Origin of the sequence: Pseudomonas aeruginosa, from assembly GCF_001457615.1 — a bacterium.
In the GTDB taxonomy this organism is placed as follows: domain Bacteria; phylum Pseudomonadota; class Gammaproteobacteria; order Pseudomonadales; family Pseudomonadaceae; genus Pseudomonas; species Pseudomonas aeruginosa.
This window is the reverse complement of the sequence record NZ_LN831024.1, coordinates 357,821-374,919: the sequence shown is the minus strand read 5'-3', so window position 1 is coordinate 374,919 and position 17,099 is coordinate 357,821. Positions and strand designations below refer to the sequence as shown.

Annotated in this window: 16 protein-coding genes; 6 read left to right on the top strand and 10 right to left on the bottom strand. The window is 68.1% G+C overall.

Features of this window, described 5'->3' with window-relative positions; translation table 11 throughout:
• Nucleotides 1–9 precede the first annotated feature (9 nt).
• Nucleotides 10–813: a sulfite exporter TauE/SafE family protein gene (locus AT700_RS01680; protein ID WP_003110587.1), complete on the bottom strand. Its 804-nt coding sequence runs from the start codon at nt 811–813 to the stop codon at nt 10–12.
• 121 nt (nt 814–934) lie between these two features.
• Here AT700_RS01680 and AT700_RS01675 point away from each other — a divergent pair, with 121 nt between their 5' ends.
• Nucleotides 935–1,690 (top strand): NRDE family protein, encoded by a 756-nt coding sequence (locus tag AT700_RS01675; RefSeq protein ID WP_003160930.1) that lies wholly within the window; start codon nt 935–937, stop codon nt 1,688–1,690.
• A gap of 3 nt (nt 1,691–1,693) precedes the next feature.
• Here AT700_RS01675 and AT700_RS01670 read toward each other — a convergent pair whose 3' ends face one another.
• The 3 genes from AT700_RS01670 to AT700_RS01660 all read right to left on the bottom strand — a co-directional run bounded on the left by AT700_RS01670 (nt 1,694) and on the right by AT700_RS01660 (nt 5,631).
• A complete protein-coding gene (locus AT700_RS01670; protein ID WP_003112961.1) occupies nt 1,694–2,731 on the bottom strand; it encodes a sensor domain-containing diguanylate cyclase in 1,038 nt (345 codons plus the stop codon).
• A 118-nt stretch (nt 2,732–2,849) separates the two neighbouring features.
• Nucleotides 2,850–5,129 (bottom strand): phosphoenolpyruvate--protein phosphotransferase, encoded by a 2,280-nt coding sequence (gene ptsP, locus AT700_RS01665; protein ID WP_003084404.1) that lies wholly within the window; start codon nt 5,127–5,129, stop codon nt 2,850–2,852.
• Between the two features lie 22 nt (nt 5,130–5,151).
• On the bottom strand, nt 5,152–5,631 hold the full coding sequence (locus tag AT700_RS01660; protein ID WP_003084400.1) for an RNA pyrophosphohydrolase: 480 nt from the start codon (nt 5,629–5,631) through the stop codon (nt 5,152–5,154).
• 203 nt (nt 5,632–5,834) lie between these two features.
• Here AT700_RS01660 and AT700_RS01655 point away from each other — a divergent pair, with 203 nt between their 5' ends.
• Both AT700_RS01655 and AT700_RS01650 read left to right on the top strand, forming a co-directional pair.
• Nucleotides 5,835–6,488, top strand: a complete 654-nt coding sequence (locus AT700_RS01655; RefSeq protein ID WP_003110585.1) for an HAD family hydrolase — start codon at nt 5,835–5,837, stop codon at nt 6,486–6,488.
• A gap of 49 nt (nt 6,489–6,537) precedes the next feature.
• Complete coding sequence (locus AT700_RS01650; protein ID WP_030047745.1) at nt 6,538–7,779, top strand: MFS transporter; 1,242 nt, start codon at nt 6,538–6,540, stop codon at nt 7,777–7,779.
• On the opposite strand, the gene AT700_RS01645 is transcribed toward AT700_RS01650, so the two are convergent.
• From AT700_RS01645 to ilvA, 4 genes are all read right to left on the bottom strand, one after another.
• The gene (locus tag AT700_RS01645) at nt 7,752–8,219 is read right to left on the bottom strand and encodes a DUF2269 family protein (RefSeq protein WP_003117877.1); all 468 of its coding nucleotides are present in this window, start codon (nt 8,217–8,219) and stop codon (nt 7,752–7,754) included. The genes AT700_RS01650 and AT700_RS01645 overlap by 28 nt on opposite strands.
• Nucleotides 8,216–9,487 (bottom strand): SDR family oxidoreductase, encoded by a 1,272-nt coding sequence (locus AT700_RS01640; RefSeq protein ID WP_003158447.1) that lies wholly within the window; start codon nt 9,485–9,487, stop codon nt 8,216–8,218. The genes AT700_RS01645 and AT700_RS01640 overlap by 4 nt, the downstream gene beginning before the upstream one ends.
• A 50-nt stretch (nt 9,488–9,537) precedes the next feature.
• Nucleotides 9,538–10,005, bottom strand: coding sequence for a DUF2269 domain-containing protein (locus AT700_RS01635; protein ID WP_016263935.1), 468 nt, complete (start codon nt 10,003–10,005; stop codon nt 9,538–9,540).
• A gap of 119 nt (nt 10,006–10,124) precedes the next feature.
• Nucleotides 10,125–11,639 (bottom strand): threonine ammonia-lyase, biosynthetic, encoded by a 1,515-nt coding sequence (gene ilvA, locus AT700_RS01630; protein ID WP_003110582.1) that lies wholly within the window; start codon nt 11,637–11,639, stop codon nt 10,125–10,127.
• A 257-nt stretch (nt 11,640–11,896) separates the two neighbouring features.
• On the opposite strand from ilvA, the gene rpiA reads away from it, so the two are divergent.
• Both rpiA and AT700_RS01620 read left to right on the top strand, forming a co-directional pair.
• Complete coding sequence (gene rpiA, locus AT700_RS01625; RefSeq protein ID WP_003084386.1) at nt 11,897–12,568, top strand: ribose-5-phosphate isomerase RpiA; 672 nt, start codon at nt 11,897–11,899, stop codon at nt 12,566–12,568.
• 122 nt (nt 12,569–12,690) lie between these two features.
• Nucleotides 12,691–13,023: a YegP family protein gene (locus tag AT700_RS01620; RefSeq protein WP_003110581.1), complete on the top strand. Its 333-nt coding sequence runs from the start codon at nt 12,691–12,693 to the stop codon at nt 13,021–13,023.
• A gap of 42 nt (nt 13,024–13,065) precedes the next feature.
• Here the strand turns inward: AT700_RS01620 and AT700_RS30525 are convergent, their stop codons facing one another.
• Nucleotides 13,066–13,791, bottom strand: a complete 726-nt coding sequence (locus AT700_RS30525; RefSeq protein WP_003117873.1) for a CatB-related O-acetyltransferase — start codon at nt 13,789–13,791, stop codon at nt 13,066–13,068.
• Between the two features lie 289 nt (nt 13,792–14,080).
• Here AT700_RS30525 and AT700_RS01610 point away from each other — a divergent pair, with 289 nt between their 5' ends.
• Entirely contained in the window at nt 14,081–16,024 is a 1,944-nt protein-coding gene (locus AT700_RS01610) for an autotransporter outer membrane beta-barrel domain-containing protein (protein WP_048520710.1), read from the top strand.
• A gap of 39 nt (nt 16,025–16,063) precedes the next feature.
• Here AT700_RS01610 and AT700_RS01605 read toward each other — a convergent pair whose 3' ends face one another.
• Nucleotides 16,064–17,029, bottom strand: coding sequence for an SdiA-regulated domain-containing protein (locus AT700_RS01605; RefSeq protein ID WP_014602377.1), 966 nt, complete (start codon nt 17,027–17,029; stop codon nt 16,064–16,066).
• Between the last annotated feature and the right edge of the window lie 70 nt (nt 17,030–17,099).

Genomic DNA, 17,099 nt, shown 5'->3' with positions numbered 1-17,099 from the left:
CGATAACTCCTACGACAGAAAAGCGAGATCGGGGGTCAGGAAACTTATGCCCACGCTGAACAGCAGCAGGGCGAACAGTCGCTTGAGTACGCGCGGCGACAAACGATGCGCCAGGCGCGCGCCGAAGCGGGCGAACAGCATACTGGTGGCGGCGATGCCGACCAACGCCGGCAGATAGACGTAGCCCAGGCTCCACTCCGGCAACTGCGGGTTGTGCCAGCCGACCGCGATGAACGACAGAGCGCCGGAAATGGCGATAGGAAGGCCGCAGGCCGAGGAAGTCGCCACCGCCTGCTGCATCGGCACGCTGCGCCAACTGAGGAAAGGCACGGTCAGCGAACCGCCGCCGATGCCGAAGATCGCCGAGGCCCAGCCGATCACCGCGCCGGCCAGGGTCAGGCCGCCCTTGCCGGGCACCTCGCGGCTACCCTTGGGCTTGAGGTCGAGAACCATCTGCAAAGCGACCAGGATGGCGAACACCCCGATTATCTTCTGCAACAGCGGCCCCTTGATCTGCGCCGCGGTCAGCGCGCCGAGGGCACTGCCGATGAGGATGCCGAGGGTCATCCAGGCGAACACCGGCCAGCGCACCGCGCCGCGCCGATGGTGTTCGAGAATGGAATTGATCGAAGTGAAGACGATGGTCGCCAGGGAGGTGCCGACCGCCATCTGGGTCAGGACGTCGCCGCCGAAACCGTGCGCGGTGAAGCTGAAGACCAGCGCCGGGACGATGATCAGGCCGCCGCCGACGCCGAACAGTCCGGCCAGCACGCCGGCACAGGCGCCCAGCACGATATAGAGGAGAAACTCCATGCACGCCCCCGTTGGAAAGCCGGCATGGTAACGGAATTGCGCGCCGTGCGGCAGGCGTCGTGCTTGAACGGCGATGGCGGATGCCTTTAGCCTGACGGCCAGCCCATCCCAAGGATCGCGCATGTGCCTGATCGTCTTCGCCTGGCAACCGGGGCACGCCCTGCCGCTGCTGGTCGCCGCCAACCGTGACGAATTCTATGCCCGCCCGAGCCTGCCGCTGGCGGCCTGGGAGGACGCCGAGGGGGTATTCGCCGGACGCGACCTGGAGGCCGGCGGCACCTGGCTGGGGCTCGGCCCGGCCGGCCGTTTCGCCGCCCTGACCAACGTCCGCGATCCGTCGCAGGCTCTCGGCAAGCGCTCCCGTGGCGAACTGGTGGCGGACTTCCTGCGCGGCGGCGGCAACCCGGCCGACTACCTGGCGCAGGTCGCCGGGCGCGCCGCGGACTATTCCGGCTTCAACCTGCTCATTGGCGATCGCCATCAGCTCTGGCACTACAACCCCCGCGTAGGGCCACCGCGCCTGCTGCCGGCGGGGATCTACGGGCTGTCCAACGCGGCCCTCGATACGCCCTGGCCGAAGCTGCTCAAGGCTCGCGCCGCCCTCGCCGAGCGGCTTGCCGAGCCGCATCCGCAGGCCCTGATGGAGCTGCTGGCCGACGCAGCGCCGGCCGCCGACGGCCAGTTGCCGGATACCGGCGTGGGTCTGGCCACGGAACGCCTGCTCTCCAGCGTGTTCATCGCCAGCCCGAGCTACGGCACTCGCGCCAGCAGCGTCGTACGGGTACACGCCGACGGCACGCGGGAGATGATCGAGCGCAGCTTCGGGCCGTCCGGCGCCCGGCTCGGCGAGGTCAGCCTGGTGCTGCCGCCAGGCTGACCTTCAGCAACAGGCCACGCAATCGCGACGCTGCTTGGCCCGATAGAGGGCGTCGTCCACCCGGCACAGCAGCAGGTCGAGGGTCTCGCCATCATTCAGCACGCCGACGCCAAAGCTGGCGGTCAACCGCTCGCCCATCTCGAAGGACTGCGAGCGAACCCGCTGGCGCAGGCGTTCGGCCAAGGCCGCCGCGGCCTCCAGGCCGGTTTCCGGGAGCAGCAGGATGAACTCCTCGCCACCCCAACGCGCCAGCACGTCGACCTCGCGCAGCTCGCTGGCAACCAGGCGGCCGAAGGCGACCAGCACGCGATCACCGGTGGAGTGGCCGAACAGGTCGTTGATCCGCTTGAAGTGATCGACATCGATCATCACCAGTGCCGTGGCGCGTCCATGGCGCTGCCGGCGCATCCATTCATGGTGCAGGCACTGCTCGAACTTGCGTCGGTTGTACAGCTCGGTGAGCGGATCGATTTCGCTCAGGCGCTGGGCCTCGGCCATCTTCGAGGCCAGCGCCTGGTTGACCCGGTGCAGCGCCTCGGTGCGCTCGGCCACCAGTTCCTCGAGACGCAGGTTCCAGTCGAACAGTTCCTCGTTGCGCTGCTGCAACTCCAGCTCGACCAGCTTGCGCTGATGGATCTCGTGGTGCGCACCGATCATCCGCCGCGGCTCGCCGCGCTCGTCGAACTCGACGAAACGCCCGCGATCGCTGATCCACAGGTAATCCCCGCTGTAGGTGCGGCAGCGGTATTCCTCGCAGTATTCCGGGCTTTCGCCGTCGAGGTAGGCCTGGAAGCTGGCCATCACCCGCGGATAGTCCTCGGGATGGATGATGCTCTTCCAGGTCTCCACGCTCTCCGGCAGGCTATGCGGCGGATAGCCGAGCATCAGGTACCAGCCGGCGCTGCGGCTGACCTGGTTGGTCGCGATGTTCCAGTCCCAGATCCCGTCGCTGACGATCTCCAGGGCATATCGCAGGGTTTTCTCAAGGTCTTCGCGTGACAGCGGAAGAAGACCTGGCGGCTTCGACGCCCGTTCGTCCATTTTGCGGCAATCCCTCGCACGTTCGACTGGCCAGTGGCCTCTACCGAATGGCAGGCAGTCTATACGCTTGCGGGGAAAGCGTAAGCGCCGCACGACGAAGCGTCCGGCGCGCGGGAAATCAGGGCTGGACGGTAGCCGCCGGGTTGATCACGCGACCCAGGCCGAGGTTGCGCAACGCCAGGTGCAGCGAGCTGTGGATGACCTGCGGGTTGTCGAAGGTGAGCAACTGGCCGAGCAGGTCCCGGGCCTTGTCCAGGGTGATCTGGCGCAGCAGCCACTTCACCTTGGGCAGGTTGGTGGCGTTCATCGACAGGCTGTCGAAGCCCATCGCCATCAGCAGCACGGCAGCCGCGGGATCGCCGGCCATCTCGCCGCAGATGCTCACCGGCTTGCCTTCCAGGTGGGCATCGTCGACCACCTTCTTCAACGCATGCAGAACGGCCGGATGCAGGTAGTCGTAGAGGTCGGCGACCCGCGGATTGTTGCGGTCGACCGCCAGCAGGTACTGGGTCAGGTCGTTCGAACCGACCGAAAGGAAGTCGACCTGGCGGGCCAGCTCGCGGGTCTGGTACACGGCGGCGGGAATCTCGACCATCATGCCGATGGGCGGCATGGCGATGTCCACGCCCTCGTCGCGCACCTCGCCCCAGGCGCGGTGGATCAGGTGCAGGGCCTCTTCCAGCTCGTGGGTGCCGGAGATCATCGGCAGCAGGATGCGCAGGTTGTCCAGTCCTTCGCTGGCCTTGAGCATGGCGCGGGTCTGGACCAGGAAGATCTCCGGGTGGTCGAGGGTGACGCGGATGCCGCGCCAGCCGAGGAACGGGTTGTCTTCCTTGATCGGGAAGTAGGACAGCGCCTTGTCGCCGCCGATATCCAGGGTGCGCATGGTCACCGGCAGCGGGTGGAAGGCACTGAGCTGCTCGCGGTAGATCGCCAACTGTTCCTTCTCGCTGGGGAAGCGGTCGTTGATCATGAACGGCACTTCGGTGCGGTACAGGCCCACGCCCTCGGCGCCACGCTCCTGGGCGCGGGCGACATCGGCGAGCAGGCCGGTGTTGACCCAGAGCGGCATGCGGTGGCCGTCGAGGGTCTCGCAGGGCAGCTCGCGCAGGGCCGCCAGGCCCTTGCTCAGCTCGCGCTCCTCGGCGACCACGTCGCTGTACTGGCGCACCAGCTCGGCGGAGGGGTTGGTGTAGACCTCGCCGTGGTAGCCATCGACGATCAGGTCGATGCCGTCGACCTTGGAGTACGGCAGGTCGACCGCCCCCATCACCGTGGGGATGCCCATGGCACGGGCGAGGATCGCCACGTGCGAGTTGCCCGAGCCGAGCACCGAGACCAGGCCGACCAGGCGCCCTTCCGGCACCTCGCCGAGCATCGCCGGCGACAGCTCCTCGCTGACGATGATGGTCTGTTCCGGGTAGGTCAGGTTCTGCTTGCGCTCTTCCTGGAGGTAGGCGAGCAGGCGGCGACCTATGTCCTTGACGTCGGAGGCGCGCTCGCGGAGATAGGCGTCGTCCATCAGCTCGAAGCGCTGCACGTGCTCCATCACCACCTGGCGCAGGGCGCCCTGGGCCCACTGGCCGGTACGGATGATGCGCTTGACCTCGTTGCCGATGGAGGCATCGTCGAGCATCATCAGGTAGACGTCGAACAGCGCGCGTTCTTCCTTGCGCAGCTGGCTGGCGAGCTTGCTCGACAGCGCGCGCATGTCGGCGCGAACGCCCTCCAGGGCCTGCTTGAACAGGGCGATCTCGGCGTCGATGTCGTCGACCTGCTTGTCCGGCACCACTTCCAGGTCGGCCGGCGGCAACACCACCACCGCCTTGCCCACCCCGACCCCGGGGGCGCCGGGCACGCCGACGAACTTGGCTTCCTGGATGCCCTTGCCGAGCTTGCCCAGGCCGCGGATCGAACCGGTCGCCTCGGCATGCGCGATGACCCCGGCGAGCTGGGCGCTCATGGTGACGAGGAAGGCTTCCTCGCCTTCGTCGAACTGGCGGCGCTCCTTCTGCTGCACCACCAGCACCCCCATCACCCGCCGATGGTGGATGATCGGCGCGCCGAGGAACGACGCGTAGCGCTCCTCGCCGGTCTCGGCGAAATAGCGGTAGCGCGGGTGGGCGGCGGCGTTCTCCAGGTTGAGCGGCTCCTCGCGGGTGCCGACCAGGCCGACCAGGCCTTCGCTGGGAGCCATGCTGACCTTGCCGATGGAACGCTTGTTGAGGCCTTCGGTGGCCATCAGGACGAAACGCTGGGTCTCGGTGTCGAGCAGGTACACCGAGCAGACCTGGGTACCCATGGCTTCCTTGACCCGCTGCACGATGATGCCCAGCGCCGCCTTCAGATCCTTGGCGGAGTTCACTTCCTGGACGATCTTGCGCAGCGTGTTGAGCATGCTCGGGGCCTTGTCTCCGTGTTCAGTCCCGCGCCAGAAGGCGCGGGGCCAGTTCCTTCAGGGCGCGGCGGTAGACCTCGCGCTTGAAGGTCACCACCTGTCCCAGGGGGTACCAGTAACTCACCCAGCGCCAGCCGTCGAACTCGGGCTTGCTGGTGATATCCATGCGCACGCGCGCCTCGTCGGACATCAGCCGCAGCAGGAACCATTTCTGCTTCTGGCCGATGCACAGCGGCTGGCTGTGGGTCCGCACCAGGCGCTGCGGCAAACGGTAGCGCAGCCAGCCGCGGGTGCAGGCCAGGATGCGCACGTCCCCGGCCTCCAGCCCGACTTCTTCGTTCAATTCGCGATACAGCGCCTCTTCCGGCGTTTCGCGATCATTGATGCCTCCCTGCGGGAACTGCCAGGCTTCCTGATTGATACGCCGCGCCCACAGCACCTGCCCCGCCTCGTTGGCGAGAATGATGCCGACATTCGGGCGAAAACCATCGGAATCGATCACGCTGGGACATCCTCGAAATCGCATGTGCCCGCATTGTTCCATAAAGCTTGTGATAGCGGCAACGCGCGGCTTTGCGACTCGTGCGGGGAGGATACAGGGCCGGCAAAAGCCGGTAGGCTAGGGGCTTTCCCAAGGCCCGGTGGGAGCCTTCGCAAAAGGCTCTCGCGGCCCTTCCGCCACCCGCCAACCGATGGAGTCACCCCGTGCGTCTGGCCCTTTTCGATCTCGATAACACCCTGCTCGCCGGCGACAGCGACCATAGCTGGGGCGAATGGCTGTGCCAGCGCGGCCTGGTCGACGCCGCCGAATACCAGGCGCGCAACGACGCCTTCTATGCCGACTACGTCGCCGGCAAGCTCGACGTCCTTGCCTACCAGGCCTTCACCCAGGCGATCCTCGGTCGCACCGAGATGGCCCAGCTGGAAACCTGGCACCGCCAGTTCATGCAGGAAGTGATCGAGCCGATCGTGCTGGCCAAGGGCGAGGCGCTGCTCGCCGAGCACCGCGCCGCCGGCGACCGGCTGGTGATCATCACCGCCACCAACCGCTTCGTCACCGGCCCGATCGCCGAACGGCTCGGGGTGGAGACCCTGATCGCCACCGAGTGCGAGATGCGCGACGGCCGCTACACCGGGCAGACCTTCGACGTGCCCTGCTTCCAGGGCGGCAAGGTGGTGCGCCTGCAACGCTGGCTCGACGAGAACGGCCTGGACCTGGAAGGCGCCAGCTTCTATAGCGACTCGCTGAACGACCTGCCGCTGCTGGAAAAGGTCAGCCGGCCGGTGGCCGTCGACCCCGATCCTCGCCTGCGCGCCGAGGCGGAAAAACGCGGCTGGCCGATCATTTCCCTGCGTTGACCCACTGACAAGCGCGCCGTCCGACGGGCGGCGCCACGGCGGCCCCAGGATGCCCCACACAGCCCCCGCTCCCGGCTCGCTGCGGCCGGTCGTGATCGTCGCCCTGGTCACCGCGCTATGCCTGGCCGGCGATTCGATGCTTTATATCGCCTTGCCGATCTACTGGCACGAGGTCGGCCTGGAGGCGCTCTGGCAGGTCGGCGTGCTGCTGTCGATCAACCGCCTGATCCGCCTGCCCTTCAATCCGCTGATCGGCCGCCTGTACAAGCACCTGGCACTGAAGACCGGCCTGCTCCTGGCGGTCGTCATCGGCGTGCTGAGCACCGCCGGCTACGGCCTGGCCAGCGGTTTCCTGGCCTGGGTGCTGCTGCGCGGACTGTGGGGGATCGGCTGGTCGTTCTTCCGCATCGGCGGACTCTCGGCGGTGGTCTACTGCGCCGCCGACCACCAGCGCGGCCGCGCCATGGGCCTGTACAATGGCCTCTACCGCCTGGGCAGCCTGGTCGGCATGCTGCTCGGCGGGCTGCTGGTGCCGGTCCTCGGCCTGCCGGCGCTGGCGCTGTCCTTCGCGTTCCTGGCACTGCTCGGCCTGCCGCTGCTGGCGAAGGGTTTCGACCTGCCGGAGAATCCCGCCGGACATGCGCGGACCTCCGCCGCAACGGCAGCCACCAGCGTCGCCAGGCGCCCGCCGCCGCGCGGCCTGGTGATCCTCAGCGGCTTCGCCACCGCGCTCCTGATCCAGGGCGTACTCGCCGCCACCCTGAGCGCGCTGATCGCCCGCAGCTTCGGCACCGAGGTCAGCCTGCTCGGCCTGGCGCTCAGCGCCGCCGGCCTCTCCGGGATCATCCAGGCCCTGCGCTGGTCCTGGGAGCCCTGGCTGGCCGGGCGCTTCGGTGCCTGGTCGGATGGCCCGCGCGGGCGTCGGCGCTTCTACGTGGCTGCGCTACTGGTCGGCGCAATGGGCTTCGGCCTGCTTTCCAGCAGGCTGCCCATTCTCGCCTGGCTGGCCATCGCCCTGCTGGTGATGCTGGTCGCCACCGCCCTCACCACCCTGACCGACGCCCTCGCCGCCGACGTCGCCCGCGCCGGCGACGTGGTCGGCTTCATGACCCGCTATTCCATCGTCCAGGACCTCGGCGCCGCGCTGGGCCCGGCCCTGGCCTTCCTCCTGCTGGAGCGGCCCGGCGGCTTCGCCTGGTTGTACTGGGGCGGCTCCCTGGCGCTCCTGGTCCTGGCGTTGCTCTGGTTGCGCCGAGGGGACTCTCAGACCGGCTTGTTGACCATCAGGTAGAAGATGACCATGAAGGCGATGAAGGCCGGCCAGCCGAGGATGAACCAGGCGTTCATGTAGCGGTACGCCAGCGGTTCGATGGGCCGCGCCTCGCGCAAGGCCGCCTCGGCCATGTCGCGTACGCGGATCTGCAACCACACCACCGGTAGCCAGCAGAGCCCGGCGAACACGTAGAGGCCCAGGCTCCACAGCAACCAGCCCTGGGCCAGCGACCAGCCGGCGACATGCACCATGGCCAGGCCGCTGAGCGGCTGGAACACCGCTGTGGTGGCGATGAACAGCCAGTCGGCGGCGACCAGGTGGCGGAAGGTCACCGCGATCACCGGCAACTGCCCGCTGCGCCAGGCGCGCAGGGCGTAGTAGGCCGACCCCAGGCCGGTGCCGAAGAGAATGGTCGAGGAAAGGACATGCAGGGTCTTCAGCAGCAGGTAAAGGTTCATCCACGGGCCTCCCTGGCTCGAGGTTCGTCGCCCAGCAGCCAGAGCGTGGCCACCATCAGCACGATGTTCTTGCCGACCGCCATGTAGGGGTCGTACCAGTAGTGCGGCAGGATCAGGCTGATCGCCAGGCTGTAGCCAAGCATCAGCCAGAACTGTGCCAGCAGCGCGCGCCGGCGCCAGCGGCGGAGCAGCAGGCCGACGCCGAGCGCGCCGTCGAGCAGGGCCCCGGCGATCACCGCCAGGCTCGCCGGCCAGCCGTGGATGCCGGCCTCGCCGAGGATCCGCAGGCCCCAACCGTAACCCGGCCCCAGGCAGGCGACCAGGGTACCCAGCCAGATCAGCACCAGGGCCGCCAGCATCAGCGGCCGCATCAGCGCCGCCAGGCTGCGTGCCGCCTGCGGCCAGCCGAGCAGGCGACTGGCCAGCGGCGCGCAACGATAGCCGCAGGCCGCATCGAGGAGTGCCGGGTCGGCCAGGTTGTCGTGGCGCACCAGCTTCAGCATCGATGGACTCAGTGTCCGCCAGCCAGCACGCCGGCCAAGCCCGCCCAACGCATCGAGAAGCGCCGCGGGCGGCACCGCATAGCGGCCGCGCGGCCAACCCTGGGCGCGGCGCAGCTCGTCCAGCAGCTCGCCCTGGGTCAGCGCCTGCGGACCCACCAGCGGAATCACCTGCGCCCGCTCCGGCCAGCGGCGCAGCAAGGCCAGCACCGCGCCGACCAGGTCCTCGACATGCAGCGGTTGCAGGCGCGCGCGATTGTCCAGCAAGGGAATCAGCGGTAGCGGCGACAGGCGTTCCAGCCAGGCGCTGCTGGCGCCGCCCGGCCCCAGCAGCAGGGACGGGCGCAGCACCAGCGCCGGGATGCCCAGTTCCAGCAGGTGGCGGTCGGCCGCCGCCTTGCTGGCGAGGAAGGCCACGTCCGGGTGCGCACCGGCGCCCAGCGCGGAAATCTGCAGGACCTTCGCCCCATGGGCTGCAGCGAGGTCGAAGAGTGTTCGCGCGCCGCTGTCCTGGACGCGAGCCATGCTCGCCTCGTCGAGGCTCATGGTGCCGGCGGCATTGATCAGCAGGTCGACCCCGGCGGGCCAGGCGAAGCTGTCCGGCCTTTCCGCAAGCCGCTCCAGGTCGAGCGCCAGCCAGCGTACACCGGCAGGCGCATCGACCGGCGGGCGGCGCGCGGTGAGGAGCAGTTCGTGTCCGGCGGCGAGCAGCGCCGGGAGCAGGTGCCGCCCGACGAAACCTCCCGCGCCTACCAGCAGAATACGCATGCGTTCCTACAGAACCGGCGAAGGCCGGTGAAGTCCATTTCGTTGGCGTTTCAGAGCGGCTTGCTGACCATCAGTACCGCCACCGCGATGAAGCTGGCCGCACCGAGCAGGGCCATGACCAGGCCCACCTTGATCTCGCGCAGGGCCTGCTCGCCCAGCGCGGCCCCCGCCGTCTCGGCGGCGCCGGCCTGGTGCTGGACCCGCGCCAGGCGGCCGGCGAGGACCAGCCAGAAGATGCAGCCGAGCAGATAGAGGCAGGCGCCGAACAGCAGCCAGCTCTGGCCCAACGGCCAGCCGGCCAGGTGCACCAGCCACCAGCCGCTGACCGGCAGGGCCAGCAGGCTGAGCCCCAGCAGCGGCCAGCCGATCAGGCGGACCCGCTTGAAACCGCGCGCGACCCGAGCCGCGTCGCCCGTCCGCCAGCTGCGCCAGGCGTAGAACGCCAGGCCGAGCAGGCCGCCGAACAGCAGCACGGTGGCGACTCCGTGGAGAATCTTGATCTGGATAAAATGTTCCATCAGCGCATCCTTGTCCGTGTTCCCGGCCCGTTTGAGGGGCCGGGGGCGGGCTCAGTTCCCGAGGAAGGAGATCACCTGCCCGTGAAGCTTAGCAGCCCGTGTCGGCGAGCCGCCGCGGGTCAGCCGAGGAACAGCTGGTAGGCCGGGTTGGCGGTCTCGTCCCAGTACGGATAGCCGATCGCCTCCAGGGTCTGCGGGATCAGGTGGCGCTCGTCTTCCGGCACCTGCAACCCGGCCACCACCCGGCCGTCGGCCGCGCCATGGTTGCGGTAGTGGAACATCGAGATGTTCCAGCGCCCGCCGAGCTTGGTGAGGAAGTTGAACAGCGCGCCGGGCCGCTCGGGGAATTCGAAGCGGAACACCATCTCGTCGCTGACTTTCACCGCATGGCCGCCAACCATGTGGCGGATGTGCAGCTTGGCCAGTTCGTTGTCGGTCAGGTCGAGGACCGGGAAGCCCTTCTCGCGCAGATAGGCCACCAGCGCCTCGCGCGGGTCGTTCTCCGGGTGGGTCTGCACGCCGACGAAGATGTGCGCCTCGCTGCCGCTGTGGTAGCGATAGTTGAACTCGGTGATCTGGCGCTTGCCGACCGCCTCGCAGAAGGCCTTGAAGCTGCCCGGCCGCTCGGGAATGGTCACCGCGATGATCGCTTCGCGGCGCTCGCCCAGTTCGGCGCGTTCGGCGACATGCCGCAGGCGATCGAAGTTGACGTTGGCGCCGGAGTCGATCGCCACCAGGGTCTGCCCCTCGGCGCGCTCGCGCTCGACGTACTTCTTGATCCCGGCCACCGCCAGCGCGCCGGCCGGCTCGGTGATCGAGCGGGTGTCGTCGTAGATGTCCTTGATCGCCGCACAGATCTCGTCGGTGCTGACGGTGATCACTTCGTCGACGTGGTCCTTGCAGATGTCGAAGGTGTGCTGGCCGATCTGCGCCACCGCCACGCCGTCGGCGAACAGCCCGACCTGGCCCAGCACCACCCGCTCGCCGGCGGCCATGGCCGCCTGCAGGCAGTTCGACTCGTCCGGCTCGACGCCGATCACCTTGATCTCCGGACGCAGGTACTTGACGTAGGCGGCGATGCCGGCGACCAGTCCGCCACCGCCCACCGGGACGAAGATCGCATCGAGGCGGCCGGGCTGCTGGCGGAGGATCTCCATGGCCACGGTGCCCTGGCCGGCGATGGTGTCCGGATCGTCGTAGGGATGGACGAAGGTGTAGCCCTTCTCGTCGACCAGCTTCAGCGCGTGGGCCAGCGCCTCGGGGAAGGCGTCGCCGTGCAGCACCGCCTTGGCGCCGTGGGCGCGCACCGCCTGGACCTTGATCTCGGGGGTGGTCTTGGGCATCACGATGACCGCCCTGATCCCCTGCCGCTTGGCCGCCAGGGCCAGGCCCTGGGCGTGGTTGCCGGCCGAGGCGGCGATCACCCCGCGGGCCTTCTCCTCCTCGGTGAGCTGCGCGACCTTGTTGTAGGCGCCGCGGATCTTGAAGGAAAACACCGGCTGCAGGTCCTCGCGCTTGAGCAGGACCTGGTTGCCGAGGCGTTCGGACAACTGGCGGGCGGGTTGCAGGGGCGTTTCCACCGCGACGTCGTAGACGCGCGAGGTGAGGATCTTCTTGACGTATTGTTCGAGCATCGGAGGCGGTTCGGCGGACTTCACGGAAGCCCGGAGTCTACTCCAGGCCCGCCGGGCGGACTACCGGCGCGCCGCAGGAAAACACCGCGACTGCCGGTTATCCGGGCAAGACCGGAGGACGCCAGGCCGCTATAATTCGTCCCTTCGTATCGCAGCGGCACAGGACGTGCCGGAAACCCGCCGGGCCGCCCCGGCCGCGCGCACCCTCCGCCTGCGCCGCCGGGACGGCCGGCCAGGCAACCAGACAGGCACCCGGGATGAACCAGGATCAGCTCAAGCAGGCAGTGGCACAGGCCGCCGTCGACCACATTCTTCCGCACCTCGACAGCAAGAGCATCGTCGGCGTCGGCACAGGCTCCACCGCCAACTTCTTCATCGATGCCCTGGCCCGCCACAAGGCCGAGTTCGACGGCGCAGTAGCCAGTTCGGAGGCCACCGCCAAGCGCCTGAAGGAGCATGGCATCCCGGTCTACGAGCTGAACACGGTCAGCGAGCTGGAGTTCTACGTCGACGGCGCCGACGAAAGCAACGAGCGCCTGGAGCTGATCAAGGGCGGCGGTGCCGCGCTGACCCGCGAGAAGATCGTCGCCGCGGTGGCCAAGACCTTCATCTGCATCGCCGATGCCAGCAAGCTGGTGCCCATCCTCGGCCAGTTCCCGCTGCCGGTGGAGGTCATCCCGATGGCTCGCAGCCACGTCGCCCGCCAACTGGTGAAGCTCGGCGGCGATCCGGTCTACCGCGAAGGCGTGCTGACCGACAACGGCAATATCATCCTCGACGTGCACAACCTGCGCATCGACAGCCCGGTGGAACTGGAAGAGAAGATCAACGCCATCGTCGGCGTGGTCACCAACGGCTTGTTCGCCGCCCGCCCGGCCGACTTGCTGCTGCTCGGCACCGCCGACGGCGTCAAGACCCTCAAGGCCTGAGCCCGCTCGCCCCAGGCCGATGACCGGAGCGGGGCGACACTGCAACAAAAGCGGCTACGCTGTGTCTCAGCAGACGGCTGGTCCGTTGCGATCCGCCTCACCCTGTGAACAAGGAGCTAGACATGGCAGCCAAATTCCATCTGAAGAAAGCGAAAGACGGCCAGTTCCACTTCAACCTGCATGCCGCCAACGGCGAGATCATTCTCACCAGCGAACTGTACAAGGCCAAGGACTCGGCGCTCGGCGGCATCGAGTCGGTGCGCAAGAACTCCCAGCGCGACGGTGCCTTCGAGGTCAAGCCGGCCAACAACGGCAAGTTCCACTTCGTGCTCAAGGCCACCAATGGCCAGGTCGTCGGCCAGAGCCAGCTCTATGCCAGCCAGGCCAACGCCGAAGCCGGCGTGCAGTCGGTGAAGCGCGCAGCGCCGGAAGCCGGTCTCAGCGACGAAAGCTGACCCAGCCCTGGCCGCCGTCGACACCGGCGGCGGCTGCGGGCCTCAGGACAGCCATTCGATGGCGAACGGCTTGTGCCGGATGCGCAAGCGCCGCGCCTCCTGGCACGCCTGCGGCGGCCGACGCTCCAGCGCCTCGACGCAGGCCTGCGGATCGTCCAGCGGCAATTCGCCAAGCACGTCCAGCGGCAACTCCCACCAGCGACTCGCCAGCAGTCGCTCGATCAGCTCCGGCGCGAAGCGATAGCGGAGCACCCGCGCCGGCGAGCCCGCCACCACCGCGTAGGGCGGCACGTCGCGATTGACCAGCGATTGCGCGCCGATCACCGCGCCGGTGCCGATCTCCACCCCATCGAGGATCAGCGCGTCGCGCCCGATCCATACATCGTGGCCGATCCGCGCCGGGGTCGCTTCGCGCTCGGGCTGCAACGGCTTGCGCAACAGCTTCGGATTGGCGGTGAAGGCGTGGGTGCTCAGCCAGTGCATTGGATGCGAGCGGCGCGGCTGACCGATCACCACCCCGGTGGCGATCGAGCAGAAGCGGCCGATGCTGGCCACCTCCAAGAACTCGCAGCCGCTGACCACGTCGGTATAGGCGCCGACCTCCAGTGCCGGCGAATGGATCTTCGCCTTGCCCAGCTTCACGTTCGGCTCCAGCGTCACCTGCGTGCCGTCGCGCAGCGTCTCGACCCCGCTGGCCATGCGGCAACCGTGACGTGCCAGGGCCTTCTTCAGGCGACGGTTGAGCAGGGCTTCGCGGAAAATGTTCATGCGACGGGTATCCAGGAGATCGGCAGGGCGAGCACTGTAAATCGACCGCTCGCGGTTACCAAGCCCCGAAACGGGAAGTCACGCCCCAGTACCGGCCATCGCCGGTAACACTACGTCCAGCACGAAGCTTCCCGCCCATCGCCAGGAGCGACGCTTCTTACAACCTGGCGACACCGCAGGTCGACCAGGCGTCACTTCGTGCCACCGGGACATGAAACGGTCCGCATCCTGCTTTCCGCGGCGCGAGCATCATTCGATGCACCATCGTACCGACACAGAGGAAAGTGCCGTGTTCAAACCATTAGCTGTCGCTGTAGGCCTGGGATGTGCCGCGCTGTCGTTGGGCGCCAACGCCTACCAATACGGGGAATACGCCGGGGAGACCCTGGAGCGCCTGATCACCGACTACCCGGGCCGCTATCGCGGCACCGCCAGCTTCGCCGGCGCCAGCGAACTGATGCAGTCGCGCCTGGGCTTCGGCTACCAGACCAGTCGCCAGGACTTCACCTGGGCCGGCAACCGCAGTTCGCAGAACGTCATCGCCTCGGCGCCCGGTAGCAGCGGGAAGTTCCTGGTACTCGGCGCGCACTACGACACCTACTACGGTCGCCCGACCCTGCAGGGCCTGGACGATAACGCCTCGGGCGCGGCGGTGCTCACCGAGATCGCCCACAACCTCGGCGGCATCGCCCTGGAGAACGGCCTCGAGGTGGTCGGTTTCGGCGCCGAGGAGGAAGGCCTGCGCGGTTCGCGTGCCTACGTCGAGTCCCTCGACGCCAGCCAGCGCGCCAACCTGCTGGGAATGATCAACCTCGACAGCCTGGTCACCGGCGACAAGATGTACGCCCATGCCGGCTCCAACAGCGTGTCCAACCCGGCCCTCGGCGCCTACCGCGAACAGATCCTGCGCATCGCCCGCGAGCTGGACATCCCGCTGTTCACCAACCCCGGCCTGAACGCCGAATACCCGGCGGGTACCGGCTGCTGCAGCGACGGCGAAAGCTTCAACGGGATGGACATCCCGGTGTTGTTCATCGAGGCGACCAACTGGGAACTGGGCGACCTGGACGGCTACGAGCAGACCGACAACCCGGCGATTCCCGGCGGCTCAACCTGGCACGACCCGGCCGAGGACAACAAGGAAGTACTGACCAACGCCCTCGGCCAGGAGCGCATCGAGCAACGCATGCGCGACTTTTCCCGCCTGCTGACGCGCCTGGTGCTGGAGCTGACCAACGCCGACCTGCTGGCCTCCACCGCCTCCGGCGGCGCCCTGGCGCGGCAGATGGAAGACCAGTTGCAGCGCCAGCACCAGGCACTGACCCGCCTGCACGACCGCCGCTGGCTGACCCTGCTCGGCAGCAACCGGCCGGTAGGCAGCTTCGACGGCGAGGTGGGCGCGGAGGGCGAGGTCTCGCCGGACAGCGGTTTCGACATGCCTGGCAATCCGGAGTCCAGGCGCGCCGGCGTGCATCTGCTCGGCGACTACCGCTACAGCGAGGCCCTGACCCTCGGCGGCAGCCTGGCCTTCCAGCGCAGCCGCGACAAGCTGGACCATGGTGGGCGCATCGAGGGCGACACCTGGCAGCTCGGCCTGTTCGGCCTGTACAACGACGGCGGTCCGGAATGGCTGGCCGGCGAGCTGAACCTCGGGCATACCCGCTACGACAGCAAGCGTTCGGTCTACCTCCAGGCCGCCGGCGGGCCGGTGCTGCTCGACCAGCGTCTGTCGGGCGACACCTCGGCCTGGTCCTGGGGCGCCCGGCTGGAAGGCGGCTATGACTTCAGCTTCGGCGAACTGCGGAGCGGGCCGCTGGCCGGCCTCGACTACATGCACTACCGCATCGACGACTTCCGCGAGGACGAGGCCCTGCGTACCGCACTCGGCTACGAGAAGCAGGACTACGACTCGCTGGAGGCGAGTCTCGGCTGGCGCCTGCGCGGCGAGCTGGCGCTGGGCGCGAGAATGCGCCTGCAACCCTACGCCAGCCTGCGCTGGGTCCGCGAGCTGGCGGACGGACGCCTGGACGACATGGACCTGACCAGCCGCGGCGACGGGCGTGTCCGGGTCGCCGACATGGGCGGCGTGGACAAGGATTTCGGCCGCGCCCAGCTTGGCGCGCAACTGGCGATCACCGAGCAGCTCGGGGTCTTCGCCGAAGCCAACAGCCGCTTCGCCCACAGCGAAGGCAACCAGGCGGGCTATTCGCTCGGGGTGAACTGGCAGTTCTGAGCGGGCCAGGGGACGCTCCTGCCGTCCCCGTAGGCCGCGTCAGGGCTGCGCCGGCTCGTCCTTGCTGAACACGTAGAACAGGTTCGGCTCGCTGACCAGGTAGAGCACGCCACGGTCGTCCATCGCCACGCCCTCGGCCTGCGGCACGCTGCGCTTCAGGCCGTGCATGCCGCGCAGCAGCGACAGGGTGCTGACCGGCTCGCCGTCGGTGTCCAGCTCGACTACCAGACGCGACTCGTCGGACAACGCCAGCAGGTGCCCGGTGCCCTCGTCGAACTGTAGGCTGGACAGGTCGCGGACGAACAGGCGCTTGTCGCGCCCGGGGTCGTCCACCACGTGCACGGCGAACGGTTTGTCCGCCTGGGTGTGGGGAAAACCGTGGATCTCGTAGATGCGCACCGGGTCGCGCTCCTTGGCGACGAACAGGCGCTTGCCCTCGGCGTCGTAGGCCAGCCCCTCGAAACCCTTGTTGCCGTTGAGGCCGATACCCAGCGAAAGCTGCTGGGCATCGGCAGCGTCGATGAAGCGCGTATCGTCCTCCAGGCGCACCTTGACCAGGCGTTGCTGGCGCTCGTCGGTGATCACGTAGACACCGCGGCTGATGTACTCGATGGCCTCGGCGTCGCCGAAGCCGGTCAGCGGGATGGTCCGCAGTACCTTGCCCTGCAAGGACAGCTCGATGATCTGCGCCGGCTGGTTGGTCACGGTGAACAGGGTGCGCCGGTCGGGATCGAAGGTCAGCGCGGAAACGTCGTCGTTCAACCCCTCGATGGGCTGCGCCTCGATCCGCACGCGGTAGTCCGGCAGCCATATCGAGCGCTCTTTCCAGGCATCGGCGTGACGCCACTCCTGGACGGCGAACCAGGCCCGGTCGAAGACGCGGAAGCTCTGGCCAAGAAGGACCAGCGCGGCCAGCGCGACCAGCAGGACGGCCAGCAGCAGACGGCGAGGCGTAAAAGCTCGGGACATGGAAAACGGCTCGGGAGTTTGGGCGTGGATAGTCATAGCATAGAGCCTGTACGCTGTATGGAAACGGGCTGCGCCCGACCTTTCCTACGCAAGCTACGGCTCCAGG

Excerpts from the sequence above, each read along its gene's own strand:
- AT700_RS01680 (WP_003110587.1), bottom strand. The coding sequence starts at position 813 with ATGGAGTTTCTCCTCTATATCGTGCTGGGCGCCTGTGCCGGCGTGCTG.
- AT700_RS01675 (WP_003160930.1), top strand. The coding sequence starts at position 935 with ATGTGCCTGATCGTCTTCGCCTGGCAACCGGGGCACGCCCTGCCGCTG.
- AT700_RS01670 (WP_003112961.1), bottom strand. The coding sequence starts at position 2,731 with ATGGACGAACGGGCGTCGAAGCCGCCAGGTCTTCTTCCGCTGTCACGC.
- ptsP (WP_003084404.1), bottom strand. The coding sequence starts at position 5,129 with ATGCTCAACACGCTGCGCAAGATCGTCCAGGAAGTGAACTCCGCCAAG.
- AT700_RS01650 (WP_030047745.1), top strand. The coding sequence starts at position 6,538 with ATGCCCCACACAGCCCCCGCTCCCGGCTCGCTGCGGCCGGTCGTGATC.
- AT700_RS01645 (WP_003117877.1), bottom strand. The coding sequence starts at position 8,219 with ATGAACCTTTACCTGCTGCTGAAGACCCTGCATGTCCTTTCCTCGACC.
- AT700_RS01640 (WP_003158447.1), bottom strand. The coding sequence starts at position 9,487 with ATGCGTATTCTGCTGGTAGGCGCGGGAGGTTTCGTCGGGCGGCACCTG.
- AT700_RS01635 (WP_016263935.1), bottom strand. The coding sequence starts at position 10,005 with ATGGAACATTTTATCCAGATCAAGATTCTCCACGGAGTCGCCACCGTG.
- ilvA (WP_003110582.1), bottom strand. The coding sequence starts at position 11,639 with ATGCTCGAACAATACGTCAAGAAGATCCTCACCTCGCGCGTCTACGAC.
- rpiA (WP_003084386.1), top strand. The coding sequence starts at position 11,897 with ATGAACCAGGATCAGCTCAAGCAGGCAGTGGCACAGGCCGCCGTCGAC.
- AT700_RS01620 (WP_003110581.1), top strand. The coding sequence starts at position 12,691 with ATGGCAGCCAAATTCCATCTGAAGAAAGCGAAAGACGGCCAGTTCCAC.
- AT700_RS30525 (WP_003117873.1), bottom strand. The coding sequence starts at position 13,791 with ATGAACATTTTCCGCGAAGCCCTGCTCAACCGTCGCCTGAAGAAGGCC.
- AT700_RS01605 (WP_014602377.1), bottom strand. The coding sequence starts at position 17,029 with ATGACTATCCACGCCCAAACTCCCGAGCCGTTTTCCATGTCCCGAGCT.